The 25,827-nt window shown below is 60.3% G+C and carries 24 protein-coding genes; 4 read left to right on the forward strand and 20 right to left on the reverse strand.

Going from position 1 to position 25,827, the window contains the following annotated elements; all coding sequences use genetic code 11:
* The first annotated feature begins 177 nt into the window (after positions 1–177).
* Complete coding sequence (locus tag A3C3_RS0104700; protein ID WP_022713463.1) at positions 178–603, forward strand: Hsp20 family protein; 426 nt, start codon at positions 178–180, stop codon at positions 601–603.
* A gap of 47 nt (positions 604–650) precedes the next feature.
* Complete coding sequence (locus A3C3_RS0104705; RefSeq protein WP_022713464.1) at positions 651–908, forward strand: BQ00720 family protein; 258 nt, start codon at positions 651–653, stop codon at positions 906–908.
* A 10-nt stretch (positions 909–918) separates the two neighbouring features.
* On the opposite strand, the gene trmB is transcribed toward A3C3_RS0104705, so the two are convergent.
* The 16 genes from trmB to A3C3_RS0104785 form a co-directional block, all read right to left on the reverse strand.
* Entirely contained in the window at positions 919–1,620 is a 702-nt protein-coding gene (gene trmB, locus A3C3_RS0104710; RefSeq protein ID WP_022713465.1) for a tRNA (guanine(46)-N(7))-methyltransferase TrmB, read from the reverse strand.
* The gene (gene metK / locus A3C3_RS0104715; protein WP_022713466.1) at positions 1,617–2,870 is read right to left on the reverse strand and encodes a methionine adenosyltransferase; all 1,254 of its coding nucleotides are present in this window, start codon (positions 2,868–2,870) and stop codon (positions 1,617–1,619) included. The genes trmB and metK overlap by 4 nt, the downstream gene beginning before the upstream one ends.
* 180 nt (positions 2,871–3,050) lie before the next feature.
* Entirely contained in the window at positions 3,051–3,470 is a 420-nt protein-coding gene (locus tag A3C3_RS0104720; protein WP_022713467.1) for a helix-turn-helix domain-containing protein, read from the reverse strand.
* A gap of 150 nt (positions 3,471–3,620) precedes the next feature.
* Positions 3,621–5,225, reverse strand: a complete 1,605-nt coding sequence (gene lnt / locus A3C3_RS0104725; protein ID WP_028739410.1) for an apolipoprotein N-acyltransferase — start codon at positions 5,223–5,225, stop codon at positions 3,621–3,623.
* A gap of 78 nt (positions 5,226–5,303) precedes the next feature.
* Complete coding sequence (locus A3C3_RS0104730; RefSeq protein ID WP_022713469.1) at positions 5,304–6,437, reverse strand: hemolysin family protein; 1,134 nt, start codon at positions 6,435–6,437, stop codon at positions 5,304–5,306.
* Positions 6,434–6,949, reverse strand: a complete 516-nt coding sequence (gene ybeY / locus A3C3_RS0104735) for an rRNA maturation RNase YbeY (protein ID WP_022713470.1) — start codon at positions 6,947–6,949, stop codon at positions 6,434–6,436. The genes A3C3_RS0104730 and ybeY overlap by 4 nt, the downstream gene beginning before the upstream one ends.
* Positions 6,949–8,001 carry a PhoH family protein gene (locus A3C3_RS0104740; RefSeq protein ID WP_022713471.1) on the reverse strand — a complete coding sequence of 351 codons (1,053 nt, stop codon included), beginning with the start codon at positions 7,999–8,001 and terminating at the stop codon, positions 6,949–6,951. The genes ybeY and A3C3_RS0104740 overlap by 1 nt, the downstream gene beginning before the upstream one ends.
* Positions 8,002–8,019: 18 nt before the next feature.
* Entirely contained in the window at positions 8,020–9,441 is a 1,422-nt protein-coding gene (gene miaB / locus A3C3_RS0104745) for a tRNA (N6-isopentenyl adenosine(37)-C2)-methylthiotransferase MiaB (protein ID WP_022713472.1), read from the reverse strand.
* 49 nt (positions 9,442–9,490) lie between these two features.
* The gene (gene olsA / locus A3C3_RS0104750) at positions 9,491–10,288 is read right to left on the reverse strand and encodes a lyso-ornithine lipid O-acyltransferase (protein WP_022713473.1); all 798 of its coding nucleotides are present in this window, start codon (positions 10,286–10,288) and stop codon (positions 9,491–9,493) included.
* 30 nt (positions 10,289–10,318) lie between these two features.
* Positions 10,319–10,747, reverse strand: a complete 429-nt coding sequence (locus A3C3_RS0104755) for a Fur family transcriptional regulator (protein ID WP_022713474.1) — start codon at positions 10,745–10,747, stop codon at positions 10,319–10,321.
* Between the two features lie 37 nt (positions 10,748–10,784).
* Entirely contained in the window at positions 10,785–11,279 is a 495-nt protein-coding gene (locus A3C3_RS0104760; protein ID WP_028739411.1) for a GNAT family N-acetyltransferase, read from the reverse strand.
* 2 nt (positions 11,280–11,281) lie between these two features.
* Complete coding sequence (gene tsaB, locus A3C3_RS0104765) at positions 11,282–11,941, reverse strand: tRNA (adenosine(37)-N6)-threonylcarbamoyltransferase complex dimerization subunit type 1 TsaB (RefSeq protein ID WP_022713476.1); 660 nt, start codon at positions 11,939–11,941, stop codon at positions 11,282–11,284.
* Positions 11,942–12,018: 77 nt separating this feature from the next.
* Positions 12,019–12,585, reverse strand: a complete 567-nt coding sequence (locus A3C3_RS0104770; RefSeq protein ID WP_022713477.1) for a NifU family protein — start codon at positions 12,583–12,585, stop codon at positions 12,019–12,021.
* A gap of 127 nt (positions 12,586–12,712) precedes the next feature.
* On the reverse strand, positions 12,713–13,204 hold the full coding sequence (locus A3C3_RS0104775) for a universal stress protein (protein WP_022713478.1): 492 nt from the start codon (positions 13,202–13,204) through the stop codon (positions 12,713–12,715).
* 77 nt (positions 13,205–13,281) lie between these two features.
* Positions 13,282–14,346, reverse strand: a complete 1,065-nt coding sequence (trpS, locus tag A3C3_RS0104780) for a tryptophan--tRNA ligase (protein ID WP_022713479.1) — start codon at positions 14,344–14,346, stop codon at positions 13,282–13,284.
* A 90-nt stretch (positions 14,347–14,436) separates the two neighbouring features.
* Positions 14,437–14,841 carry a VOC family protein gene (locus tag A3C3_RS0104785; protein WP_022713480.1) on the reverse strand — a complete coding sequence of 135 codons (405 nt, stop codon included), beginning with the start codon at positions 14,839–14,841 and terminating at the stop codon, positions 14,437–14,439.
* Positions 14,842–15,225: 384 nt separating this feature from the next.
* Between A3C3_RS0104785 and A3C3_RS0104790 the strand changes: the two genes are divergently transcribed.
* Positions 15,226–15,651 carry a YcbK family protein gene (locus tag A3C3_RS0104790; protein WP_022713481.1) on the forward strand — a complete coding sequence of 142 codons (426 nt, stop codon included), beginning with the start codon at positions 15,226–15,228 and terminating at the stop codon, positions 15,649–15,651.
* A 16-nt stretch (positions 15,652–15,667) separates the two neighbouring features.
* Here A3C3_RS0104790 and murJ read toward each other — a convergent pair whose 3' ends face one another.
* The 4 genes from murJ to mutS all read right to left on the reverse strand — a co-directional run bounded on the left by murJ (position 15,668) and on the right by mutS (position 23,265).
* Positions 15,668–17,248 carry a murein biosynthesis integral membrane protein MurJ gene (gene murJ, locus A3C3_RS0104795; protein WP_022713482.1) on the reverse strand — a complete coding sequence of 527 codons (1,581 nt, stop codon included), beginning with the start codon at positions 17,246–17,248 and terminating at the stop codon, positions 15,668–15,670.
* Complete coding sequence (locus tag A3C3_RS0104800; protein WP_022713483.1) at positions 17,245–20,142, reverse strand: [protein-PII] uridylyltransferase; 2,898 nt, start codon at positions 20,140–20,142, stop codon at positions 17,245–17,247. Before A3C3_RS0104800 ends, murJ begins: the two co-directional genes overlap by 4 nt.
* Positions 20,143–20,253: 111 nt before the next feature.
* Positions 20,254–20,529: a hypothetical protein gene (locus A3C3_RS0104805; RefSeq protein WP_022713484.1), complete on the reverse strand. Its 276-nt coding sequence runs from the start codon at positions 20,527–20,529 to the stop codon at positions 20,254–20,256.
* A gap of 9 nt (positions 20,530–20,538) precedes the next feature.
* The gene (mutS, locus tag A3C3_RS0104810) at positions 20,539–23,265 is read right to left on the reverse strand and encodes a DNA mismatch repair protein MutS (protein ID WP_022713485.1); all 2,727 of its coding nucleotides are present in this window, start codon (positions 23,263–23,265) and stop codon (positions 20,539–20,541) included.
* A 111-nt stretch (positions 23,266–23,376) separates the two neighbouring features.
* Between mutS and A3C3_RS0104815 the strand changes: the two genes are divergently transcribed.
* Positions 23,377–25,659: an NADP-dependent malic enzyme gene (locus A3C3_RS0104815; protein ID WP_022713486.1), complete on the forward strand. Its 2,283-nt coding sequence runs from the start codon at positions 23,377–23,379 to the stop codon at positions 25,657–25,659.
* Positions 25,660–25,827 lie beyond the last annotated feature (168 nt).

A 25,827-nucleotide genomic window follows, 5' to 3' on the forward strand; every position in this document is an offset into this window, starting at 1 on the left:
GTGATGCGAGCCGCCATGCTCTTTGTCAAGCAACGGCCTCAGTCCAACCGTCTTAAATTCATGTGACTGCGATGCGCCGCATATGTCTTGCGCGAAACGCACAGACTTCCCATATTAACGGCGTCCGGATGCTGCGCTTAGGTCCGGGAAGGTCGCTTGCATCAAGGACTTTGAAAGATGAGCCGCATGACACCTTTCGCCAGCCCGCTGCTTCTGGGCTTCGACGCCATGGAAAAGACGCTTGAACGCATTTCCAAGGCAAGCGACGGTTACCCACCCTACAATATCGAACGTATCGCCCCCGGCCAAGGAGCGCCTGAGCGCCTGCGCATCACGGTCGCCGTCGCCGGGTTCAGCGAAGATGAGCTGGACGTGACGACGGAAGAGAATCAATTGTTGATCCGCGGCCGCCAGGTCGAGCATGGCGAACATGAATATCTCTATCGCGGCATTGCTGCGCGCCAGTTCCAGCGAACCTTCGTGTTGGCAGACGGCATGCAGGTTCTGGGCGCCAGCCTCAAGAACGGATTGCTTGCCGTCGATCTCGTTCGTCCGGAACCGGCGCGCATGGTGAAGAAAATTAACATTTCGGTCTCACAGTAGGACAACGGCCCATTCGGCTGTTGGTCCCTTCTCCCGGAGGTACAGGAATGTTGATGAAAGAAGCGAATTCTCACCTGACCAAGTCCGAACTTGCCGGTATCGGCAACGGCGAGGTCGCCTATATCCGCAAAATGCGCAACGACGAGGTTTCGAAGTGCTTCCCCGAAGCACCGGATATCGATCCGAGCGTGGACCTTTGGGCTCTCTTCGGCGCAGACGGAACGCCGATCCTGCTCACGGACAATCGCTCCAGCACCTTCTTCAAGGCGGCTGAAGACGAATTGAAGACGGTCAGCCTGCACTAAAGATGCAGGCTTAGACCCTTTTGAATGTCAGATAGGCGGAGGATCTGCCCTCGCGCCGGGCCTTGGCCTCGTAGCGTGTGCTCGGCCAGCCCTCATAGGGCGTCAGCCAGTCGGCAGCGTTTTCCGCAAGCCAGTCGAAGCCGCCGTGATCGCGGCACTTCAGCAGCGTCCAATTCACGTAGGTATCGATGTCCGAGGCGAAGCAGAAGAACCCGCCCGGCTTCAGCACGCGATGGAAACGGTCGAGATTGGTCTTGGAAACGAAACGCCGTTTCCAATGCTTCCGTTTCGGCCAGGGATCTGGATAGAGCAGATCAATGTGATCCAGGCAGCCGTTTGGTAACCAGTCGAGCAGCTGCGTTGCATCGTCGTCATAGACGCGGATATTCTTTGCACCCTTCGTCTCGATGCTTGCCAGCAGTTTCTGCATGGAATTGATGAAGGGTTCGACGCCGATGAAGCCGGTCGAGGGCATTTCCAGCGCACGGTGGATCAGATGTTCGCCGCCGCCGAAGCCGATTTCCAGGCGCAGCCGTTCAGCCGGAACCGGAAAGAGGTTTTTCAGCGGCTCTGGTGGAGCCGCCGAAAGGTCGATGAGGAATGCCGGGAGCAGGGTGTTCAGTCTTTCCGCCTGATGTTCGCGGAGAGCCTTCCCCTTGCGGCGACCGAAGAATGCCTCGGTCGCGCGCCCCCGACGCTCCATATCCGTCATGCTGCTTCCCGGAGCTTCACGGCTTCCTTCAGCGCCTTGACGAGGTCGGTGCGCTCCCAAGAGAAGGAACCGTCACGGCCAGCCTTCCGGCCGAAGTGGCCGTAGGCCGAGGTCTTGGCGTAGATCGGCTTGTTGAGGTCGAGGTGACGGCGGATGCCGGTCGGCGACAGATCCATGTTCTTGCGGATCGCCGCCTCGACTTGGTCTTCCGTCACGCCCTTGCCGGTGCCGTGCAGGTCGACATAGATCGACAGCGGCTGAGCAACGCCGATCGCATAGGAAAGCTGGATCGTGCAGCGGTCGGCGAGGCCTGCGGCAACGACGTTCTTCGCAAGATAGCGGGCAGCATAGGCCGCCGAGCGGTCGACCTTGGTCGTGTCCTTGCCGGAAAACGCACCGCCGCCGTGCGGAGCGGCACCGCCGTAGGTATCGACGATGATCTTGCGGCCGGTGAGACCAGCATCGCCGTCCGGACCGCCGATGACGAACTTGCCGGTGGGGTTGATGTACCAGTTGCAATCCTTGGCGATCGGCAGATCGCCCAGCGCTTCGCGGATGTAGGGCTCGACGACATCGCGAACCTTTTTGGAATCCCAGCTCTCATCGAGATGCTGGGTCGACAAAACGATCGAGGTCACCTCGGCCGGCTTGCCGTCGATGTAGCGCACGGTCACCTGGCTCTTGGCGTCCGGACCGAGCTTGGCGACATCGCCGTCGCCCTTCTTGCGGGCTGCGGCAAGCAGCTGCAGGATCTTGTGGGAATAGTAGATCGGCGCCGGCATGAGGTCCGGCGTTTCCTTGCAGGCGTAGCCGAACATGATGCCCTGGTCGCCGGCGCCTTCGTCACCTTGCTGGTCGGCGGCGTTGTCGACGCCCTGAGCGATATCGGCAGACTGCGAGTGCAGCAACACGTCGATCTTCGCCTTCTTCCAGTGGAAGCCTTCCTGCTCGTAGCCGATGTCCTTGATAGCGCGGCGGGCGGCAGCCTTGAATTTCGACGGGTTGATGACGTCCTTGCCGTCCTTGCCCTTCTTCATCAGGCTTGGCGGCAGACGGACTTCACCGGCGATCACGACGCGGTTCGTCGTTGCCAGGGTTTCACAGGCAATGCGCACGCCCCAGGGGTTGACGCCGGTCTTGGCCGCTTCACGATAGACCAGATCCACGATCTCGTCCGAGATGCGGTCACACACCTTGTCCGGGTGACCTTCGGCGACTGACTCACTGGTGAAAAGATAATTCGCGCGCATTTCGGGATTCCCCTCAAAGAACAAAAGCCGTTAGTTGGTACTCATTTCACGTTCGAAAAACAAGCACAGAAGGACATAAATATATCTTTATATCTACCACAAAATAATAAAACTTGCCCTTAAAACGCAAAAAAGGTGGCCTTTCGACCACCTTTAAAAAAACTGGAGGCATCAAAGCGTTCAGTCCGTGTCGGCCTCGGCGGCCAGTGCCTTCACAAGCTCCACGACCTTGCGGCGAACCTTCGGGTCGGAAATCTTCACGAACGCCCGGTTGAGCTGAAGTCCCTCCGAGGAAGAGAGGAAATCAACGACATAATTTGAGCTCGACGCTTCTGCCATGCCGGTCAATCCGCCGGTGTGATCGCCCGGGGCGTCCTCGAAGAAAAAGGAAACCGGGACGTTGAGAATACTCGAGATGTTCTGCAGGCGGCTCGCACCGACGCGGTTCGTGCCCTTTTCATATTTCTGGATCTGCTGGAAGGTAATGCCGAGGCTCTCGCCTAGCTTCTCCTGGCTCATACCAAGCATTGTACGGCGAAGCCGAATGCGGCTGCCAACGTGTATGTCGATCGGGTTAGGCTTCTTCTTGTTTTCAATCATGGTCGTGCCCTAGCAAAGAATTTCAACCTGGTTAAACCGGCAGTGCCCAGACCCATCCGTAACGCCACGTTGTAAGCGGCGCAAACCCCATCATCAAGCATACGTTAACAACGCCGATCGCCACCACTATGCAATTTTAGGGGTTTTCGGTCAATTCGGCTTGAAAATAAAACCAAAGCGGGAAATCGACGCAATCAAAATCAACAACGTTTCAGTCAACCAGAAGTAAGCTTGCTGTGAAAACAAGTTCCCGGAAGCGCTGCCGAATCCCTCAAGGGTTGCGTCCATGAACCCTCTCTCATTGAGGCTGAGCCCTGCAACAATCTGCCCGCGCGCATTCACGATCGCCGAGATGCCGTTGTTGGCGTCACGAATCAGCGGCAAACCGGTCTCCACGGCGCGCACCCGCGCTTGCTGGAAGTGCTGGTAAGGACCGGGCGTATTGCCGAACCACGCGTCGTTCGTGATGTTCAAGATCGCGCCGGCATCGGCGATGTCGCCGGTCATCTCGTCGGCGAAGATGATCTCGTAACAGACCAGAGGATAGAGCTTCAGCCCCGTCGGCAGTTCCAGGAGATGGCGCGTTGCCGCGGCAGAGAAGCCGCCCGGCATTTCGACGATATTGCGGATGCCGAAATCGTCGAGGATATTCTCGAACGGCACATATTCGCCGAATGGAACGAGATGCACCTTGTCGGAAGCCGCGACGATCTGGCCGCGTCCATCGAACGCGTAGATCGAATTGTAATAGCGCACCGGGTTTCCCGGCCCCATCTCTTCGGCGCGCACGGCGCCTGCAATCAGAATCTGATTGTCGTCCAGGGTATCGGCGATCCGGGTAAGAGCATCCTGGTTGTCGGTGAGGATGAAAGGGATCGAGGTCTCCGGCCAGACGATGATGTCCGGCTTCTTTCCGCCGTCTTGCGGCGCTTCGGCGGAGAGCTTCAAATGCATCTCGAAGATGGCCGAGCGGTCGGCGTTGCTGTCGAGCTTGGCCGCCTGATCGATCATCGGCTGCACGAGCCGGACCACTGGCCGTTTCTCCTGCGGCAGCGTGGGCGCTTCCGGCGCGAGATAAAGCACATAACCGCCGTAGCCGACATGAGCTGCAAAAAGCAGCGCGGCCAGCCCCACACCCGCCGTCGCACCCTGCCGTGTCCCAAGAAGAGCGGGCGCGGCGAAGACGAAGACGGCAAGCGCCGTCACGCCCGTGGTGCCGACGACGTGTGCGGACTGCATCATCAGCGGCATCGGCATGATGCCGTAGCCGACCGCATTCCATGGAAAACCCGTGAAGCTGACGCCGCGCAACCACTCGAAGAGGCCGAAGCTTGCGGCAAGTGCTGCAATGCGGCCCATCCCGTCCGACCAGAAGATGCGGGCGACAGCCGCCGCAAGGCCATAATAGATCGACAGCACTGCCGGCAGGCCGAGGATTGCGAGCGGCAGCGCCCAGGCAAATTCTTCCGAGTCGATCATCAGCGCATGGCCAAGCCACCAGAGGCCTGCGACGAAATAGCCGAAGCCGAAGAACCACCCGATCGCGAAGGAAGGCCACAGCCGGCCGAGGACGCTTGCCTCGGGGGAGGCGGCTGCGCCATCGATCAGCCAGACGAGGAGCGTGAATGAGAGGAACATCGCCGCAAAAAAGCCGATCGGCGGAAGTGCCAGAACGGCAAATGCACCGGCCAGGACAGCCAGCAATGCTCGTTTGAAACCCCAGGCCAGGATGACCCTGTCCGCAAGCCGCTCCATGCGCACTCCAATCAAGCCGCGAATCAACCCGGTCCGCAGTCTTTCAAAAAAGCGGCGCTTTGTCGTGCCATGCGAAAATCAGTTCGACGTGGATTCGGCAGTCCGGTCGTCTGTTGCCTCAGCACCGGTCGTACTGTCGCCATCCGCCTTGACACGGCGGCGGATGGCCTGACGCTTGCGGGTGATGCGCACGCGCTTGATGCGGCGCGGATCGGCCTCGAGAATGTGAAATTCGAAATCCGGCAGCGCCTGGACCACTTCTCCGCGAACCGGAATGCGGCCGAGGGCGGAGAAGATGAGACCGCCTAGCGTATCGACCTCGTCCACCTGCTCGCTGATGTCGAAATCCGGGCCGATCGCCTCTGCAATCTCTTCCAGTTCGACGCGGGCATCGGCCACAAACACGTCTTCGGAAATGCGCTTGAACATGACTTCTTCGTCGTCATGCTCGTCGTCGATGTCGCCGACGACCATCTCGACGATGTCCTCGTGTGAAGCGAGGCCGTCGGTACCGCCATATTCATCGATGACGAGCGCCATCTGCGTGCGGTTCACCTGCATTCGGCGAAGCAGATCGGATGCCAGCATCGACGGCGGCACGAAGAGGATCTTACGAATGATGCCGGCCTCGGCGAGCGTCTTTTGCAGGTCGACGCGGGCGAGGTCGAAATTCGGCTTTGCGGAGCGCACCGGCTTTTGAATGTTCTCTGTAGCGATCTCGACGAGCGGCTTGGCAGTCTTGGAACCTGCCCGGCGCTTGTTGCGTGCCTGCTTTGCGACATAGGAAAGCAGGTCGCGGATGTGCACCATGCCGCGCGGATCGTCGAGCGTATCGGCATATACGGGCATGCGCGAGCGTCCGGATTCCTCGAACAGGATCATCAATTCGCCGATGGTGATATTCTGGTCGACCGCCTCGATGTCGGCGCGCGGGACCATGACGTCGGCGACACGCACTTCGCGGAAACGCAGGATGTTGTGGAGCATCGCCCGCTCGTCGGGCGAAAAGGCATCGTCGCCAGTATCGTTCGTCATAAGCGCGTCGGCGAGATCTTCGCGGATGCGCGAACCTTGCTGGGGCCGGAGAATGCGGGCGGCACGCGCCCAGAATGATCGTCCTGAATGCCTGCTACTACTGCCCGCCTCATCTGAGGAGGAGGATTGATCGGCGTCCTTGGTTTCCGCCGCCGGTTTCGTTGTAAAGTCGCTCATGGTTCCATTTTAAGGTCTTGACCCTCGTATGGGTCAGATAGGCCGAGTACTGCCAAAATGCGAGTCTCCAACCCCTCCATAATTTCGGCTTCGTCGTTATTCATATGGTCGTAGCCGAAGAGATGCAAGAAACCATGCACCATCAGATGCGACAGATGGTCCTCGAACGATTTTTCGAGCTCTCGCGCTTCCCGTTCGACGGTCTCCCTGGCGATGATGATATCACCAAGCATCGGACCTGGCATCTGTCCCGGCGCTATCGGAAAGGCAGGGAAGGAAAGGACATTGGTTGCCTTGTCTTTCTTGCGCCATTTAGCGTTGATGGCGCGGATGGCCTCGTCATCCGTGAAGACAAGCGAAAGCTCCGTCGCCGTCTTGGGAAACCTCTGCCGCTCATCTTTTTCGAGAACCTTCGCTGCCGCTTCCAGCACGCGTTCGGCCAAGGCCTGAAGTTCATTCTCGAAGGGCCAGTCGCCCTCCTCGATGCTGACCTGGATATCGATTTCGGCCATCAGACCTGCGGTCCGGCGTCTTCCGGCCGCGTCGTATAGGTGGCGTCATAGGCCCTTACGATCCGTCCGACCAGCGGATGGCGCACGACGTCGACATCCTTGAAGCGGATCGTCGAGATTCCTTCCACGCCGTCGAGCAGATGCAGTGCTTCGACAAGTCCGGACTTCACGCCGCGCGGCAAATCGATCTGGCTCGGGTCGCCCGTGATGATCATGCGCGAATTCTCGCCGAGACGCGTCAGGAACATCTTCATCTGCATCGATGTCGTATTCTGTGCTTCGTCAAGGATGATGGCCGCGTTCGAGAGGGTGCGTCCGCGCATGAAGGCGAGCGGCGCGATCTCAATGACGCCGGCCGTGATCGCGCGCTCAACCTTGTCTCCGGGGATCATGTCGTAGAGCGCATCATAGAGCGGCCGGAGATAAGGATCGACCTTTTCCTTCATGTCGCCCGGCAGGAAGCCAAGGCGCTCGCCGGCTTCGACGGCTGGCCGCGAAAGGATGATCTTCTCGACGGCGCCGCGTTCCAGCATCTGGGCCGCGTGCGCGACGGCGAGATAGGTCTTGCCCGTGCCGGCCGGGCCGACGCCGAAGACAAGTTCTGCGCGCTCCATCGCGCGTATATAGGCATCCTGCGTCGGCGTGCGCGCAACGATGGTCTTCTTGCGTGTCGAAATCTGCGCCATGGTCAGCTTGGCTTTTTTCTCCATGGTCGGCAGGCTCAACTGATCGTCGGCGGCAACCGCCATGCGGATAGCGCCTTCCACGTCGGATCGTTCCACGCTGCCGCCTTTCTGGAGCTTTTCATAGAGGTAGTCCAGCGTGCGCCGGGCCTGGTTGGTGGCGACGACGTCACCGGTGATAACGACGGAATTGCCGCGCGCACGCGCATCGATATGCAGCCGCTCTTCGAGAAGCTTCAGGTTCTGATCGAATTGGCCAAATAGCTCGCTGGCGAACCGGTTGTTCTCGAACGTCAGGACGAAGTGATTGGCGTCGCTCGCAATGCGTGGGTGGCGCGGTGAAGAAGAAACCAATTCTTGTCCGTTCAAGCGGTCGAGCTCCCTAGGTTAAACCTCAGCCTCTGCAAACTCGGCAAACAGGCTGTTCGTTCCGGTTCCGGTGATTCGCACTTTGATAATGTCACCGATTTGCGATGCTTTTGCATCAACATTCACCGACTGAAGCCAGGGAGAACGGCCGATAAGCTGTCCTGGCATGCGGCCGGGCTTTTCAAGCAACAAATCGATCTCCTTGCCGATGCAGGATTCGTTGAAACCCTGCGTCTGCTTGAGGAGAAGCGCTTGCAGGCGCTCGAGCCGTTCTGCCTTGATCTCTTCCGGCACCTGGTCCTTCAGTTCCGCCCCGGGCGTACCCGGCCGCGTCGAATATTTGAAGGAGAAAGCCTGCGCATAGCCAACCTCCTCCACCAGACGCAGTGTAGCTTCAAAATCCTTGTCTGTCTCCCCAGGAAAACCAACGATGAAATCGCCCGAAAGCGCAATATCGGGGCGCGCTGCACGGATGCGCGCGATCAGCGCCATGTATTCGGCTGCCGTATGGCGCCGGTTCATGGCTTTCAGGATGCGGTCCGAGCCCGCCTGCACCGGCAGGTGCAAGTAGGGCATCAGCGCCCGCAGGTCACGATGCGCCTCGATCAGGCGGTCGTCCATGTCGCGCGGATGGCTGGTGGTGTAGCGAAGCCGCGCAAGCCCGGGAATTTCAGCGAGGCGATAGAGTAGATCGCCAAGGCTCCATTCTTCGCCGTTGACCCCGGCGCCGTGCCACGCGTTGACGTTCTGGCCGAGCAATGTGATCTCGCGCACTCCGCCTTCGACGAGTTTTTGCGCCTCCTCGACAATCTGGCTGACCGGCCGGGAGATCTCCGAACCGCGCGTGTAAGGTACGACGCAGAAGGTACAGAACTTGTCGCAGCCTTCCTGCACCGTCAGGAACGAGGTCACGCCGCGCGAGCGGATCTTCTTGCTTTCGGCAATCGGCAGATGCTCGAATTTATCTTCCAGTGCATATTCCGTATCGACGACGCGATGGCCCTGCTTGGCGCGCCGCAGCGCGTCCGGCAGGCGGTGATAGGTCTGCGGGCCGATGACGACATCGACGGCAGGCGCCCGGCGGAGGATTTCTTCGCCTTCTGCCTGGGCAACGCAGCCGGTCACGCCGATCATCATCTCGCGCCCGTCGGCGGCTTTCTTCTTTTTCATCTCGCGCAAACGACCGAGCGCCGAATAAACCTTTTCGGCCGCCTTTTCACGGATATGACAGGTATTCAAGAGAACGAGATCAGCCTCATCCATGTTCTCCGTCAGCTCGTAACCGTCGCGGGCGAGTGCATCGCTCATGCGCGTCGAGTCGTAGACGTTCATCTGACAGCCATAGGTCTTGATGAAAACCTTGCGGCTGTTGCTGCCATCGCGAAGGTCCTCGCTGGGGACGGTCTCCGGGGCCGAAAGAAGGGCGCTGTCTTGGGTCATGGCGGGCTATTTAGTGGTTTTTTGCCCGCTAGAAAATCGAAATCTTCCCTCAAGAGATTTCGCGGCCGCGCAGGCGGCTGTTGAGCATTGTACGGATACGCCGTGCAATGGTGGCGCTGACATCCTTCCGGTTCGAATCGGAACGGTATTCGACCGCCTCGCCGAAGGAGACTTCGGCATCGAGCGCTGCGCATTTCACGACGTCAATCAGGTGCGGCACGAGTTCCACGTCGCCTGGCCAGCCGGCCAGCGGGCGGTGATAGCGGCCCATTGCAACGCCGTGCGCCTTTGTATAGGCAATCGCAACCGGCTGGACGAAGACGGAACCGTTCGGCGAGTGCGGCACAGCCATGGCGGCCGCTCCGAAGAGCGAGGATTTGACTTCCAAAAGGCGATTGCCGTCCGAGGTCGTGCCTTCGGGAAAGAGCACGATGATCTCGCCGTCCGCCATGCGGGATGCGATCTCGCTTGCCTGATTGCCAGTCTTTCGCTTCTCTTCGCGGACGATGAAGACGCTTTTCTGCAGCCGGGCAAGCAGGCCGAAGATGGGCCAGTCGCGCACTTCTATCTTGGCGATGAAAGCGACATCGGCGACCGAGGACATGACCATGATATCCATCCACGATGCATGATTAACGCATAGCATCAGCGGGCGGCGCCCCTCAAGCTTGCCGTGGACCTTCACGCGAATGCCGAGGGCGTGGCAGGCTGCGCGGTGCCATAGGCGCGGAAGAATGCGACGAAGCTTCCATTCGAAATGGAGGCCGAGAAGCTGGAGGGGCACCAGCAGCATGCTGGCGGCAGCGACGACGACCGTGGCGTAGGCAATGCGCAGCCAGACGATCAACGCGAACTCCTTGCGGCTGCGGTCATCGGCTCAGCGTTCGTCTTTCTTCAGTGGAATGCCGTAAAGCTCCAGCCGATGATCGACAAGCTGGAAGCCATGCTCACGGGCAATGCGCTCCTGCAGCGCTTCAATCTCCGGCGAGCGGAATTCGATGACCACGCCGTTCTTCAGGTCTATCAGGTGGTCGTGATGTTCTTCCGGCACCGTTTCATAGCGCGAACGGCCGTCGCGGAAATCATGGCGGGCGATGATGCCGGCATCCTCAAAAAGCTTGACGGTCCGATAGACGGTGGAAATCGAAATCTTCGCGTCGACCTTCGCGGAACGGCGATAAAGTTCCTCGACATCCGGGTGATCTGCCGACTCTTCCAGGATGCGGGCGATCACGCGGCGCTGTTCGGTCATTCGCATGCCGCGCTCGGTGCAAAGCTCCTCAAGGGTCTTGGCTGCGTCGGTCATTGGCGGCCTTCATTCCAGATTCCAATTCTCAACGGAACTAGCGAAGAACGCGCTTCATGACAAGCGCCGTGGAAACGGCGCCGTTCGCATCCTTGTAGTATCCGCGGCGCTCGCCGATTTTCTCGAAGCCGAGCTTGTGGTAGAGGCCGAGGGCGGCGGCATTGCCGTCGTCGACTTCCAGGAACATGCTCTCACCCCCGCGCAGCTTGGCTTCACGCATTGCAGCCTGCATCAGCCGCCAGCCGAGGCCGGCACGGGCAACCTTCGCCTGTACGGCGATCGACAGGATTTCCGCTTCGCCTGCGACCTGGCGCGCAAGCACGAAGCCCGGCAGCGGTTTTTTCAAGAAAGCGTTGGTCTGGTGCGCCACGAAGCCGAAGACATTGTCCTGGCTGAGCAGGCTGTGGAATTCGCCGTCACCCCAGGGGCGGGCAAAGCGTTCGCCATGCAGCGCAGCGACCGCGCGGCAATCGTCGCTGCCCATTGCGATGATCTCGAATTCGGGCTTCAGAGTGAGATAGGATTCCAGCATGGTCACACTCGCGCGATCGCGAACCCGGCCTGCGGTTTGGCGTCGGGTCCGCGCAGATAAAGAGGCTTCGGCTTTCCTGAACCGGGATCGGCGGCTGCACCAAGGCGTGCCACGATGGAAATTGGAAACATATTGGCGTGTTCGCCCGTCGCGTTCGGCTTCAGCAGCGGCGTGGCGGAGCCCGTGATCTCGCCGGCAAAGGCCGTCGCAATAGTTTTCGCCGCCTCGATCGTCACTGCGCGAGGTTCATCGAGCGCCGGGCCGTCGGCGGAAAAACTCTGGAGATAGATTTCACCGCGCTTGGCGTCCATGGCGGCAAGAACGGGGCGGCCGGGTGTCTTTTCGCGCTGGGCGGCGGCCATAGTCTCCAGCGTCGTGATGCCGACAGTGGGGATGTTGAGCGCAAGGCCGAAGCCACGAGCTGCGGCGACACCGACGCGGATGCCGGTAAAGGAGCCAGGACCGATCGTGACGGCAATGCGTTCGACCATTGCGAGTTTCATATCCGCCTGATTGAGCACGCGGTCGACAATTCCCATCAAATGCTCTGCATGGCCCTTACCGATCAGGTCGGATGCCTCCCCCAGCACCGTATCCCTGCCGCTGTCGTAGAGAGCGGCAGCGCAATCTACACCAGCCGTGTCGAGCGCCAGAACAATCATGCCATCAATTTCCGAATAAAAGCCTACCACAAATTCAGCCGGTGCAATGCTGAGCCGGCCGAATTTTGGACAAATCGTCAGGCGGCGATGACTTCCTGCACTTCGGGAACGAAGTGACGAAGCAGGTTCTGGACGCCATGCTTCAGTGTTGCCGTGGACGAGGGGCAGCCGGAGCAGGAGCCCTTCATGTTAAGGTAGACCTTGCCATCCTTGAAGCCGCGGAACGTGATGTCGCCGCCATCCTGGGCAACCGCCGGGCGAACGCGGGTTTCAAGTAGCTCCTTGATGGTGAGCACGATGGTTTCGTCGGCCTCATCGAAGAATTCACCGCCGGCATCGAGCTCTTCCGAAAGCACGGAGGCATCACCCATGACCGGCTTTCCGGACATGAAGTGTTCCATGATGGAGCCAAGGATGGCGGGCTTCAGGTGCTGCCACTCCTGGTTCTCCTTGGAAACGGAAATGAAGTCATAGCCGAAATAGACACCGGTTACGCCCGGGATTTCAAAAAGACGCGCAGCAAGCGGCGAAGCCTGGGCTTCCTCGGCGCTGCGGAACTCGGCGGTGCCGGTCTCCATCACCACCTTGCCCGGCAGGAACTTCTGTGTGGCCGGATTCGGTGTGGCTTCGGTCTGAATGAACATTTCGCTCTCCATGCGGGCCAGCTCGTCGCTCAGGCCGTCTTTAGAATTCTTCAAAAGAAAATAAGCCGATTGGCGGCGCTAATCAAGAGACAGAGACTCCAGAAATAGCCGCATTCTGCATCGGGCCTTACGCCAGCGCATCCAGTTCTTCGTTCGTCAGCGTGTCAGGCAGCACGGTGACAGGGATCGGGAAAGCTGCGGCTTTTCCTACAACGGACGACACCAGCGGTCCCGGACCTTCCTTGGCGGAGCTTGCGGCCAGCACCAGGATCGCGATGTCGCGGTCTTCTTCGATCACCGCATTGATTTCCTCGACCGCACTTCCCTCGCGGATAACGACTTCCGGCTCGATGCCGATCGTTTCGCGAACCACCTGTGCCGATTTGGCGACGGTGGCCTCGGCCTCCTCACGGGCTTCGGCCCGCATGATCTCCTCAACGCCCAGCCATTGCTGAAAATCGCCTTCGGGAATCACGTAGACAAGCACCAGCCCGCCATTGGAATTCTTGGCGCGCCGGCCGGCATAATGCACAGCGCTCTGACATTCGGGTGTGCCATCGATCACCGCCATGAATTTGCGGCGATGCCCTTCGAGCCGTGAGAGTCGCTTTGATACCATGGCGCGGACTCTGACACCCTAACCGGGAATTTTGCAAGCCCCCGTCATCGCACGGGAGCTCGCCGTCAGCGGCGTGCCTAGTAGAGGAAGCCGATGATGTCACGGACATCCTTCATGGTCGCTTCGGCGCGCGCCCGGGCACGCTCGCCGCCGTGGCGGAGGATTGCGTCGATATGGCTCGTATCGTCCATCAGACGGCGCATTTCGCCGGTGATCGGCGAGAGTACCTGAACGGCGAGATCGACCAGCGCCGGCTTGAAGACGGAGAACTGCTGGCCGCCGAATTCGGCAAGCACCTCGATCTTCGTCTTGTCGGCAAGAGCCGCATAGATGCCAACGAGATTGTCGGCTTCCGGGCGGCCCTTCAGGCCCTCGACCTCGCTCGGCAAGCCGTCCGGATCGGTCTTCGCCTTGCGGATCTTCTTCGAGATGGCTTCCTCGTCGTCCAAAAGATTGATGCGCGAGAGATCGGACGGATCGGATTTCGACATCTTCTTCGTGCCGTCGCGCAGCGACATCACGCGCGGAGCAGGGCCTTCGATCAACGGTTCGACCATCGGAAAATAGGCGTGCACCGGCTCGTCGCCGACGGTAATGTCGATGCCGCGGCCGGCACGGCGAATGTGGTCCTGATAATCAAGGTTGAACTTCATCGCGATATCGCGGGCGAGTTCAAGATGCTGTTTCTGGTCGTCACCGACCGGAACATGCGTGCCGCGATAGACGAGGATGTCGGCCGCCATCAGGCTCGGATAGGCAAGCAGGCCGAGGGAAGCATTTTCGCGGTCCTTGCCGGCCTTGTCCTTGAACTGCGTCATGCGGTTCATCCAGCCGATGCGGGCGACGCAATTGAAGATCCAGGCGAGCTCGGCATGCTGCGGCACGGCCGACTGGTTGAAGACGATATGCTTTTCCGGATCGATGCCTGAGGCGATGAAGGCTGCGGCAATTGAGCGGATCTGGCCCGGCAGGTCATCGTGCACGAGCTGCGCCGTGAGGGAGTGCAGGTCGACGACGCAATAGATGCAGTCGTTGCCTTCCTGCAGCGCCACGAACTTGCGGATCGCGCCGAGATAGTTGCCGAGATGGAGATTGCCGGTCGGCTGAACGCCAGAAAATACGAGCTCTTTGAATTCGGTCACGTTGTCCTCGATTAGGCTGGTGGAGGGCCCGCAGGGCAAAATCGCCCATGTTGCTAACGCGGCGGCTTATGCACGCGCTCCGTGCTGCAATCAAGAGGCGGTTGGTGCGGCATGCCGGATCAGGTCGAAAGTATTGCCGTAAGGATCGGAAAATACGGCCACGGTGCCGTAAACCTCATGCCGGGGCTGTTCCAAAAAGCGCACGCCCCTGGCCAGCATGGCGGCATGATCTCGCGCAAAATCATCGGTCTTCAAAAAGAACCCGACGCGGCCGCCGGTTTGATTTCCGATCGCCGCTTTCTGTGTCTCGTTGACTGCTTTGGCAAGGAGGAACGCCGCTCCATCCCCTCCCTTCGGTTTGACCACCACCCAGCGCTTGCCTTCCGGCTGCACTTCGTCCTGCAGGCAGTCGAAGCCAAGCGCTCCGCAATAGAAGGCTTTTGCACGATCATAGTCGTCGACGAGGAGAGTGACCAGGAAGAGGGATTGGGACATCTGCAAGCCTCCAGTTTCCGGGATTCTTAATCTGTCGCGGCGTCGTGGGGGCAGGTGCAAGCGCCGTGTGAAAGGATTGGCATCTTTTTATTGCCCCAATCTCCAGTGTTGAAAGGCCGCTAATTCGCATTATGGATGCCGTTCTTCAGTTTCACAGCCCTTCTAATACGAGTTTGTTGCAAGGCATTGTTTTTCATCGAAAGGTAGAGAGTATTTTATACTCAATTTGAGTTATAACTTTTATATAGAATCCAGCAATATGAGGATGATTCACTTTTCACATAAGTATAAAATTTCACAAATTGGCCATTTTTTGAATGAACGTTCTCGGCGCCAATCCGAGCCCGGCGGGAGGCCCGCCGCGCTCCACCTGGAGGGGACGTCATGCATACGATTTTATCACTCGTTCTTGCTGGCTTGTTCGCTTTGTCCTGTTACGCCGAGGCAGGCGCACAGAACGCTAAAAAACCCCCAGTAAGACTTCTTAAACACACCACGTCACAGCCCTATACGGTTCAGACCGTCAGCGTCAAAGTCGGCTGCTTCCCGCCGAAACTCAGATCCATTCTCGCGCATATCGCCGCCAAGACCGGCCGAAGACCGATGGTCACGTCCGGTCTCCGGCATTCGGGACGTGCGCATTCTCAGCATCGCCATTGCAACGCAGCCGACATCCGCGTGCCGGGCTTATCGGAACGGACGATCGTCGCGGCAGCACAGACGGCGCCGGGTATCGGCGGTATCGGGCGCTACTGCAACGGCATCGTCCACGTCGATATCGGCCCGAAGCGACGCTGGCGCCATTGCTGATAACCAACGCTGTGGTTCAGCCCTCGGCTTTGGGCGCAGGCTTCCGGTTGAGGTTTCGCCGGATCATGCCGAGGTCGGCGCCGCCGATCAAAAAGGCGGTCGCAAAATAGACGATCATCGAAATGGCGATCAAAAGGCCGAGCGTACCGACCTTGGTCGCCAGATGGGCACTGGACGCGAGCCAGGGTTCCCAGCGATGCTGCAGGTAGACGATGACGCCGCTCATTACGGATGCCGAAACGACGAGCAGAGCAGCCCGGCGGGCGAGCGCCCATTCCCAGGCGAGATGGCCGCGGCGAAGCAGCGTGGCGAAAAGCAGAACCGTGCTGATCCAGCCGGCGGTTGCTTCAGCCACTGCGATGCCCGGTGCGCCAAGATACGGAAAAAGCGTCAGAGCCGTGGCGCAGTTGACGCCGACAGCAACGGCTGAAAAGCGCATCGGCGTCTTGGTATCCTCGCGGGCGTAAAAGCCCGGCTGCAGCGCCTTGATGAGTACGAAGGCCGGCAGGCCGATGCCGTAGATCGCAAGGATCGAGCCGACAAGCGCTGTGTTCTCCTGATCGAAGGCGCCACGCTCGTAAAGCACGCGGATGATCTCGTCAGCGAGGACCCAAAGAGCGAAGGCGGCGGGGATCGTCAGGAACAGCACGAATTCGATCGAGCGGTTCTGCAGGTTCCCGGCTTCGCGCAGATTGCCACCCTTCAGTGCACGGGCAAGCTCCGGCAACAATACGACACCGACGGCAACGCCAACGACGCCGAGCGGCAGCTGGTAGATGCGATCGGCATATTGCAGGGCGGCGATCGCTCCATCGCGGGACGAGGCGATCGCCTGGCCGATCAGCTGGTTGATCTGTGTGATGCCGCCTGTGACAGCGGCGGGGACTGCGAGGACCAGCAGCCGCTTGACGTTCGGCGTCATTCGCGGGAAGCGAAAGCCAATGCTCATGCCTGCGTGGAGGACGCCGACATAGACGACGGCGAGCTGCAGGACACCAGCAGCCAGCACGCCCCAGGAGAGATACCAGGCGGTCGCGAGCGGCTCGGCGCCAGAATAAAGCGCGTAGAGGAGCGCACCGATCATCACGACGTTGAGGAAAATGGGCGCGACCGCTGCGGCGAAGAAGTGGTGCAGTGAATTCAGCATGCCGCTCATCATCGCCGTCAGCGACATGCACATGAGATAGGGGAACATCACTGCCGCCATGCGGATGGTGATCGAGAACTTATCCGGATCGTCGGCAAAGCCCGGCGCGATGATGAAGCGTACGAGCAGCGGCATGCAAAGTTCCATCACGATGGTGATGAGCAGCAGCACCGAAAAAAGCACTCCGAAAACCTCTTCGGAAAACCGCTTGGCTCCTTCCGTGCCGTTCGCTTCGATCTCCTTGGCGAAAAGCGGCACGAAGGCTGCGTTGAAGGCGCCTTCGGCAAACAGCCGGCGGAAGAGGTTGGGAAAGCGGAAGGCCGCGTAGAAGACGTCAGCCATGGAGCCGGTGCCGAGGGCCGCCGCCATCAGCGTCTCGCGGGCAAAGCCGAAGATACGGCTGCCGAGGGTTGCGCCGCCGACGGTGGCGAATTTCTTGACGAGGCTCATGCGGGGGGCCCGGCTTTCTTTTCGCCCGGCTGCGATGTCCGCGCGGAGGCGGCGGGCGCGATGATGCCGGACGGCATGCGCTCGCGAAGCTCGTCTTCTTCGCCGGCCATCACCGCCTTCAGCCGGGCGGTGATATTGGCCCGCTTGGTGTCGCTGGAGATTTTCTGGCCAACGAGGTCTGTGACATAGAAGGTGTCTATGACTTTTTCGCCAAAGGTGGTGATGCGGGCTGACTGGATGTCGAGCGAAAGATCAGAAAGCATCGCGGTGATTTCCGAAAGCAGGCCGGTGCGGTCAAGGCATTCGACTTCGATGACAGTGAACTTGTTCGATAGGTTGTTGGTGATGTTGACCGACGGCGGAATGACGAAGGCCTTGCTCCTCTTGCGGTTCTTCGTACGCGTAGCGATGACTTCTGGCAGCCGCTTGCGGCCCGACAGTACGTCTTCGATCATGCGACCGATCGTGCCGGCGCGGCGAAGCTCGTCAGCATCATCCTGGAATTCGCGGCTGACATGGATCGTATCCAGCGCGCGTCCGTCCGACGTCGTGAAGATCTGTGCATCGACGATGTTGGCTCCTGCTGCAGCACATGCGCCGGCAATAACGGCGAGCAGGCGCGGGTGGTCGGGCGAGAGCACGGTGATTTCGGTGATCGCGTGGAAACTGTCCGTTCGCACGGTTGTCGCGAGCGCCTGGCCGTTCTTGTCCGCCTGGCGGATGAAATCGGCGTGACGGACTTGATCTTCCAGCGGCACGGAAAGCAGGTAAGGCTGGTAGTGCAGTTTGCTGTAGGTCTTGCGATCCTTCTGGCTCCAATCGGAAAGCGCGTTGAACAGCGCTTCGGCCGCGGAATTGGCGCGCTCCTTGCGCGACACCTCCGAAAAGCCGCCGGCAAGCAGCAGTTCGGTCTCGTAATAGAGCGTCCTCAGCAGCTGGCCCTTCCAGCCGTTCCAGACGCCGGGGCCGACGGCGCGGATGTCGCAGATCGTCAGGACCAGCAGCATCTTCAGGCGATCGAGGGATTGAACGCGATCGGCGAAGTCGGTGATCGTCTTGCGGTCGGTGAGATCGCGGGTCTGGGCAACCATGGACATCGTCAGATGCTCCTCGATCAGCCAGACGACGAGTTCCGTCTGCTTCTGCGACAGGCCGAAGCGGGAGCAGAGCTTGCGGGCGACGCGGGCGCCGGCGATGGAATGGTCTTCCTGGCGGCCCTTGGCGATGTCGTGGAGAAGGACTGCGACATAAAGCGCCTCCCGGTCTTCGATCCCCGGCATCAGCTTGTTGGCGAGCGGATGCAGGTCGTCGGCCTTGCCCTTGTCGATTTCCGAGAGCACGTCGACGGTACGGATCAGATGCTCATCCACTGTATAGTGGTGGTACATGTTGAACTGCATCATCGCGACGATCTTGCCGAATTCCGGAATGAAGCGGCCAAGTACGCCTGCTTCGTTCATCCGGCGCAAAATGAGCGCCGGGTCGCCCTTGGAGGTGAGGATCGACATGAAGAGGCGGTTCGCCTCGTCGTTTTCGCGCAAGTTGTTGTCGATGAGGTTGAGCGATCGCGTGACCCGCTTCAGGGCATCGGGATGGAACTCGAGGCCATTGATATCGGCAACGTGGAAGAGGCGGATGATGCTGACGGGATCGTGCTTGAACACGTCCGGGCTGGCGAGCGCGATGCGGCCGCGATCCTCCATGAATTCCGTGCTGCCGGCGATCTTGCGGCTGCGATGGGCAAAACGGCTGATCACACCGGTGAGCCCCGGCGTCGATTTTGCCTGCTGGTCTTCGAGAGCCGCGCAGAGGATGCGCGTCAGGTCGCCGACGTCCTTTGCCACCAGGAAGTAGTGCTTCATGAAACGCTCGACGGCCGAAAGGCCGGGGCGCGAATGATATCCGAGCGCTTCGGCAATCTCTCGCTGAATGTCGAAAGAAAGCCGTTCCTCCGCCTTGCCTGTCAGAAAGTGCATGTGACAGCGCACCGCCCAGAGGAAATCGTCGGCCTTCTCGAACACGCGGTACTCGTGCTTGGAGAGTACGCCGAGCGCTACGAGTTCCGCCGTGTCGCGGACGTGATAGTAGTATTTCGAGATCCAGAAGAGCGTGTGCAGATCGCGCAGCCCGCCCTTGCCCTCCTTGACGTTGGGTTCGACGAGGTAGCGTGTGTCGCCTGCCTTGCGGTGGCGTTCATCGCGTTCGGCAAGTTTGGCGGCAATAAATTCCGGTCCCGTGCCGGTCACGATCTCCTTGTCGAAGCGGGTCTCAAGCTCCGTTGCAAGTGATTTCAGGCCGCAGATGTAGCGCATCTCGAGGATCGCTGTGCGGATCGTCATGTCGGACCTGGAGAGCGCCATGCACTCCTCGATGGTCCTTGTCGCGTGGCCGACCTTGAAGCCCATATCCCAAAGGACATAGAGCATGAACTCGACAGCCTTGTGCGTCTCCTCTGCCGGTCTTGGCTGAAAGAGGAAGAGCAGGTCGATATCGGAGCCCGGCGCCAGCGTATCGCGGCCGTAGCCGCCGACCGCAGTCACGGCGAATTTGTCCTTCTGCTGCGGGAACATATGTGCGCTGACGAACTCGTAGAGTACCGTAATGATCTGGTCCTGCAGCCAGGAGATGCGCCGGGCGCAGCTAAGCCCGCTGCCATCGGCAGAGAGAAGCTCGCGGGCCTTTTGGCGGCCGTCGCTGCTTGCTTTTTTGAGCATGGCAAGCAGATCGGAGCGCATGACGTCCGGCCGGGTCTTGTTGGCTTCGGCAACGGCGTCGCAGAGCCTTTGCAACAGGGCCGTGTCGAGAATTTCCGAGAAATCGATGTCACTCATCGTCGCCATGCGCGGAGCGGCTTCCTGTTCGCGCGGTGCGACCGCGTCTCGTTTCGTGTGCATGCGCTATAGCCTCTTTACCCCGCGTTTGACACGGGTCTTCATACTGCAAGAACCCTTAATTTTGGCGAAAAGGTGATTGCCTTCCACTTGCGCAGGCGAAGAGGAACAGCTTCAAGCCGCGCCTTGCATATTCACCGAATAAAGGACCTTGCGCGCCTCGCTGGCAATCTCCTCCAGCGTCGGCCTGTCGCATTCGCGGTAGCCCGCGTTGGCAATGGCCGTCGCAAGGTCGCAGATGATGGCGCAGGATTGAGTGATTTCGAGCAGGCTGACCGGCGAGTTCCAGCTGCGCGGATTGTCGCGCTCGTCGGCGTTACGCAGCGCTTCGAGCACGGTGAACATATCGGCGAGGCGTTGTGTTTCACGGATAAGGCTGCGCATGAACATGACCGCTTCCTACTTCAGCTGCTTCTTGAGACCGTAAAGTGCCTCGAGCGCCTCGCGCGGCGTCATGTCGTCGAGGCTCATTCCCTTCAACGCTTCCTCGATCTTGGACGGCCCACGATTGGCATCCTCGCGCCGCACGGCGACTTGGAACAGTGGCAGATCGTCGATCAGTTGACTTGCCGGGTTCTTGCGGTCGGCATCTTCCAACCGCGTCAGCACGTCGCGGGCGCGCGCGACGACAGAGGCTGGCAGGCCGGCGAGCCTTGCCACCTGGATGCCATACGAGCGGTCCGCCGCACCCGGTCCCACTTCATGCAGGAAAATGACGTCGCCGTCCCATTCCTTGACGCGCATGGTGGCGTTCGATAGCCGCGCAAGTTTTTCCGACAGCACCGTCAGTTCGTGGAAATGCGTGGCGAAGAGACCGCGGCATCGATTTGCCTCATGCAGATGTTCCACGGCCGCCCACGCAATCGACAGGCCGTCGAAGGTCGCAGTACCGCGGCCGATCTCATCGAGGATGACGAGAGAGCGGTCGGTCGCCTGGTTGAGGATCGCGGCTGTCTCGACCATCTCGACCATGAAGGTCGAGCGGCCCCGCGCCAGGTCGTCGGAGGCGCCGACGCGGGAGAAGAGGCGGTCGACGATGCCGATGTGGGCGGAGGTCGCGGGCACGAAGGAGCCCATCTGCGCCAGGATAGCGATCAATGCGTTCTGGCGCAGGAATGTCGACTTACCGCCCATATTCGGACCGGTCAGCAGCCAGATCGCCCCATCTTTGCCGTCCGCGACAGGCGAGAGATCGCAATTATTGGCAACGAAAGGACCGGAGGACTGACGCCGCAGCGCCTGTTCGACAACCGGATGGCGGCCGCCTTCGATTGTAAACATTTTCGAGGCATCGACGAGCGGGCGGCAATAGGCCTGTTCCTCCGCCAAAAGTGCCAGGCCGGCAGCAACGTCGATGATGGCAAGCGCGCGGGCGCCGGCCTTGATCGCCTCGGCTTCAGCGACGACGGCGGCCGTCATCCGGTCGAAGGCTTCGAGCTCGATCTGCAATGCGCGGTCCGCCGCGTTTGCGATCCGGCTTTCCAGGTCGGCAAGCTCGGTCGTCGTAAAGCGCATGGCATTTGCCATGGTCTGGCGATGGATGAAGCGGGCTTTGGCCTCCGGCGCATCCGTCATCGGCCCGGCATTGCCGGCCGTCACTTCGATGAAATAGCCGAGGATATTGTTGTGCTTGATCTTCAGAGACTTGATGCCGGTCTCGTCGGCATATTGGAGCTGCAATCCGGCGATCACCCGGCGCGACTGATCGCGAAGCGCCCGCACGTCATCAAGATCGGCATTGGCACCGTCCCGCAGGAAGCCGCCGTCGCGCTTCAAGAGCGGCAGTTCGTCGGCGAGCATTTCGGCAAGCAGTGATTGAAGAGCTTGAGGCAAGGCCTGCAACCCGGAAAGGGCCGCATTGAGTTCTTCCGGCAAAAGCGCATCGCCGAGCAGCTTTGCAAGACCGGACGCAGCGCCAAGTCCTTGCCGTATCGCCCAGAGATCGCGCGGGCCGCCGCGGTCGAGCGCAAGGCGGGAGAGTGCGCGCGGCATGTCCGGCACGTGCTTCAGCGCGTCGCGCAGGTCGCCGCAAAGCCTAGGCTCCCCGATCAGGAAGCCGATCGAATCCAGCCGCTCGTTGATGCAGGCAGGATCGGTCAGCGGTGACATCAGCCGTTCTGCGAGAAGGCGGGCTCCTCCACCGGTGACCGTCCGGTCGATTGCTTTCAGCAGGGAGCCGTTGCGGTCGCCGGACAGCGTGCGGGCAAGCTCCAGATTGGCGCGGGTCGCGGGATCTATGAAGAGCGTCGAGGCGCCGCTTTCGCGCTCCGGTTTGCCAAGCGGCGGGCGTTCGGCGATCTGTGTCTTCTCGACATAGGCAACGGCCGCCGCCGCTGCCGCAAGCTCGGCGCGGGAGAAAGTGCCGAAGCCGTCGAGCGTCGAAACGCCGAAATAGCGCGCGATGCGGTTTTCTGCTGTTGCACTGTCGAAAAGCACGGAGGGCTGCGGCACGGCAGTGCGGCCGAGCACGTCGAAGACCGGCTTCAGCTCGGGATCGTGAAATATCGTATCCGGCAGGATCAGTTCGCGGGGATCGATGCGCAGGATGTCGGCAAGCAGCCGTGATGCCTCAGTTTCGGCCAGCCGGAAGACGCCGGTAGAGATATCGATCCAGGCGAGCGCCATCAGCGGTTCAGACGCGCCTCGAATCCGGGTGAGCGCCATCAGATAGTTCGATTCAGAGGGTGATAGCAGCTTTTCTTCGGTGATGGTTCCCGGCGTGACAAGGCGGATGACGTCGCGTTTGACGACGGACTTCGAGCCCCGCTTCCTCGCCTCCGCCGGGTCTTCCACCTGTTCGCAGACGGCGACACGGAAGCCCAGTCCAATCAGCTTCTGCAGGTAATCGTCTGCGGCATGCACGGGAACGCCGCACATCGGGATATCTTGCCCCATGTGCTGACCGCGCTTCGTGAGCGTAATGCCGAGCGCATGCGAGGCCTCCAGGGCGTCTTCGAAGAACAATTCGTAGAAATCGCCCATTCGATAGAAGAGCAGCGAGTCGGGGTTGTTCGCCTTGATCTCGATGAATTGCTCCATCATCGGCGTGGCCGAGGCACGGCTTTCCTGCGTGGATAGCTCGGCAGCCGAAAAGGCTTCGTTCCTGGCGTCTATTCGTTGGTTCACGGAGGTGCAATTTTCCAAAAAAACAGGTGCCAACCCTAGCCGCCCGCCGCTATAGATGACAACCGCCATTGAGGAAGAGCAAGGCGTCACCCACAGGACGTTGGAGGAAGAATGCCCGATATCGAAAAGAAGCCGCAGCCGGTGACGTCCGTTACCGACAATGAAGCGCTCGAGTTTCATGCCATGGGGCGGCCCGGGAAGCTGGAAATCAACCCGACGAAACCGATGGCGACGCAGCGCGATCTGTCGCTGGCCTATTCGCCGGGCGTCGCGGTGCCGGTAAAGGCGATCGCCGCCGATCCGGGCACTGCCTACGACTACACAACGCGCGGCAATATGGTTGCCGTCATTTCCAACGGCACAGCCATTTTGGGCCTCGGCAATCTCGGCGCCTTGGCATCCAAGCCGGTGATGGAAGGCAAATCCGTCCTTTTCAAGCGCTTTGCCGATGTCGATTCCATCGACCTCGAGGTCGATACGGAAAATGTCGACGAGTTCATCAACTGTGTGCGTTTCCTTGGCCCGTCTTTCGGCGGCATCAATCTGGAGGACATCAAAGCGCCAGACTGCTTCATCATCGAGCAGCGTCTGCGCGAGCTGATGGATATTCCGGTCTTTCACGACGACCAGCACGGCACGGCGATTATTGCAACGGCCGGCCTCATCAATGCCCTGGAGCTGACGGGACGTGACCTGAAGACGACGAAACTCGTCTGCAACGGCGCAGGAGCTGCCGCAATCGCCTGTGTCGAGCTCATCAAGTCGATGGGTTTTGCGCCTGAAAACATCACCCTTGTCGACACCAAGGGCGTAATCTATCAGGGCCGCGCCGAGGGCATGAACCAGTGGAAGTCGGCACACGCGGTAAAGACAAAGGCCCGCACGCTGGCAGATGCGATGAAGGGTGCGGACGTCGTGTTCGGTCTATCGCAGAAGGGTGCCTTTTCGGAGGAGATGATACGTTCGATGGCCGACCGGCCGATCATCTTTGCGATGGCAAACCCCGATCCGGAAATCACGCCGGAGGAAGTCGCGCGCATCCGCGATGATGCCATTATGGCGACAGGGCGATCGGACTACCCGAACCAGGTGAATAACGTTCTCGGCTTTCCCTATATCTTCCGCGGCGCGCTCGACGTGCGGGCAACCACGATCAACGACGCCATGAAGATCGCCGCCGTCAAGGCGCTTGCCAATCTGGCCCGCGAGGATGTACCCGATGACGTCGTTGCCGCTTATCAGGGCAACCGCCCGCGCTTTGGTGCGCAATATATCATTCCGGTGCCCTTCGATCCGCGCCTCATTTCGGCTATTCCGGCCGCCGTGGCGCAGGCTGCGATCGAAACTGGCGTTGCCCGCAAGGTGATCACCGACATGGACGGCTATCGCCGCGAGCTGTCGGCAAGACGTGATCCGATCGCTTCGACGCTTGCGAGCCTCTACGAGCGGGTTCGCCGCCGTCCGAAACGGATGGTTTTTGCCGAGGCTGAAGAAGAGCAGGTCATGCGCGCGGCGATGTCCTACGCCAACCAGCAGCTCGGCACGGCAATCCTTCTCGGCCGCGAAGATCTGATCAGGGCGACGGCGGAGCGGGCAGGGATCGACCTCAACCGGCCGGGCCTTGAAATCGTCAATGCACGCATCTCGACCCGCATTGAGGCTTACACCGACTACCTCTATGCCCGGCTGCAGCGGAAAGGCTATCTGCACCGCGATGCACAGCGCCTGATTCACAACGATCGTAATCATTTCGCCGCGACGATGGTGGCGCTTGGCGATGCAGATGGCATGGTGACCGGCATCACGCGCAACTACTCGACGGCGCTGGAGGACGTGCGGCGCTGCATCGACGAGAAGCCGGGCCACCGTGTCATCGGCGTGTCGCTGGTGATTGTCCGCGGCCGTGCGGTCTTTGTCGCCGATACCGCGGTTCACGATATGCCTACCGCCGTGGAGCTGGCCGATATCGCCGAAGAAGCGGCAGGCCTTGCGCGGCGCATGGGCTATCAGCCGCGCGTTGCGCTGCTCGCCTATTCCACCTTCGGTCATCCTTCGGGCGAACGTTCCGAGCGCGTGCGAGAAGCCGTGAAGATCCTCGACAAGCGCCGTGTCGATTTCGAGTATGATGGCGAAATGGCAGCCGACGTGGCGCTGAACCGAAAGGTGATGGAGCAGTACCCGTTCTGCCGCTTGTCGGCTCCCGCCAACGTGCTGGTCATGCCGGCTTTCCACTCCGCTTCGATCTCGACGAAGATGCTGCAGGAACTCGGTGGCTCGACGGTCATCGGCCCGATCCTTGTCGGCCTCGACAAAGCCGTTCAGATCACCTCGATGGGCGCCAAGGACTCCGACATCGTCAACATGGCGGCGATCGCGGCCTATTCGGCGGGGTAGCAGTCAGGCGCGAGCCCCTTCATCCGCCTGCCGGCACCTTCTCCCCGCCGGGGAGAAGGGACTGGCGGCGCTGCTTGTGCGTCTCTTGAATTTATCTCGCCGAGCGGATGCGGCAATCTTGCCTGCTCGCCGAGACGGCCCCGAAGGGTCGGATGAGGCGGCGGCACT

The organism is Rhizobium mongolense USDA 1844, assembly GCF_000419765.1.
Lineage (GTDB): Bacteria > Pseudomonadota > Alphaproteobacteria > Rhizobiales > Rhizobiaceae > Rhizobium > Rhizobium mongolense.

What these genes read in the sequence shown, in the direction of transcription:
- A3C3_RS0104700 (WP_022713463.1), top strand. Translation starts at nt 178, where the DNA reads ATGAGCCGCATGACACCTTTCGCCAGCCCGCTGCTTCTGGGCTTCGAC.
- A3C3_RS0104705 (WP_022713464.1), top strand. Translation starts at nt 651, where the DNA reads ATGTTGATGAAAGAAGCGAATTCTCACCTGACCAAGTCCGAACTTGCC.
- trmB (WP_022713465.1), bottom strand. Translation starts at nt 1,620, where the DNA reads ATGACGGATATGGAGCGTCGGGGGCGCGCGACCGAGGCATTCTTCGGT.
- metK (WP_022713466.1), bottom strand. Translation starts at nt 2,870, where the DNA reads ATGCGCGCGAATTATCTTTTCACCAGTGAGTCAGTCGCCGAAGGTCAC.
- A3C3_RS0104720 (WP_022713467.1), bottom strand. Translation starts at nt 3,470, where the DNA reads ATGATTGAAAACAAGAAGAAGCCTAACCCGATCGACATACACGTTGGC.
- lnt (WP_028739410.1), bottom strand. Translation starts at nt 5,225, where the DNA reads ATGGAGCGGCTTGCGGACAGGGTCATCCTGGCCTGGGGTTTCAAACGA.
- A3C3_RS0104730 (WP_022713469.1), bottom strand. Translation starts at nt 6,437, where the DNA reads ATGAGCGACTTTACAACGAAACCGGCGGCGGAAACCAAGGACGCCGAT.
- ybeY (WP_022713470.1), bottom strand. Translation starts at nt 6,949, where the DNA reads ATGGCCGAAATCGATATCCAGGTCAGCATCGAGGAGGGCGACTGGCCC.
- miaB (WP_022713472.1), bottom strand. Translation starts at nt 9,441, where the DNA reads ATGACCCAAGACAGCGCCCTTCTTTCGGCCCCGGAGACCGTCCCCAGC.
- A3C3_RS0104755 (WP_022713474.1), bottom strand. Translation starts at nt 10,747, where the DNA reads ATGACCGACGCAGCCAAGACCCTTGAGGAGCTTTGCACCGAGCGCGGC.
- A3C3_RS0104760 (WP_028739411.1), bottom strand. Translation starts at nt 11,279, where the DNA reads ATGCTGGAATCCTATCTCACTCTGAAGCCCGAATTCGAGATCATCGCA.
- tsaB (WP_022713476.1), bottom strand. Translation starts at nt 11,941, where the DNA reads ATGATTGTTCTGGCGCTCGACACGGCTGGTGTAGATTGCGCTGCCGCT.
- A3C3_RS0104770 (WP_022713477.1), bottom strand. Translation starts at nt 12,585, where the DNA reads ATGTTCATTCAGACCGAAGCCACACCGAATCCGGCCACACAGAAGTTC.
- A3C3_RS0104775 (WP_022713478.1), bottom strand. Translation starts at nt 13,204, where the DNA reads ATGGTATCAAAGCGACTCTCACGGCTCGAAGGGCATCGCCGCAAATTC.
- A3C3_RS0104785 (WP_022713480.1), bottom strand. Translation starts at nt 14,841, where the DNA reads ATGTCCCAATCCCTCTTCCTGGTCACTCTCCTCGTCGACGACTATGAT.
- A3C3_RS0104790 (WP_022713481.1), top strand. Translation starts at nt 15,226, where the DNA reads ATGCATACGATTTTATCACTCGTTCTTGCTGGCTTGTTCGCTTTGTCC.
- murJ (WP_022713482.1), bottom strand. Translation starts at nt 17,248, where the DNA reads ATGAGCCTCGTCAAGAAATTCGCCACCGTCGGCGGCGCAACCCTCGGC.
- A3C3_RS0104800 (WP_022713483.1), bottom strand. Translation starts at nt 20,142, where the DNA reads ATGCACACGAAACGAGACGCGGTCGCACCGCGCGAACAGGAAGCCGCT.
- A3C3_RS0104805 (WP_022713484.1), bottom strand. Translation starts at nt 20,529, where the DNA reads ATGTTCATGCGCAGCCTTATCCGTGAAACACAACGCCTCGCCGATATG.
- A3C3_RS0104815 (WP_022713486.1), top strand. Translation starts at nt 23,377, where the DNA reads ATGCCCGATATCGAAAAGAAGCCGCAGCCGGTGACGTCCGTTACCGAC.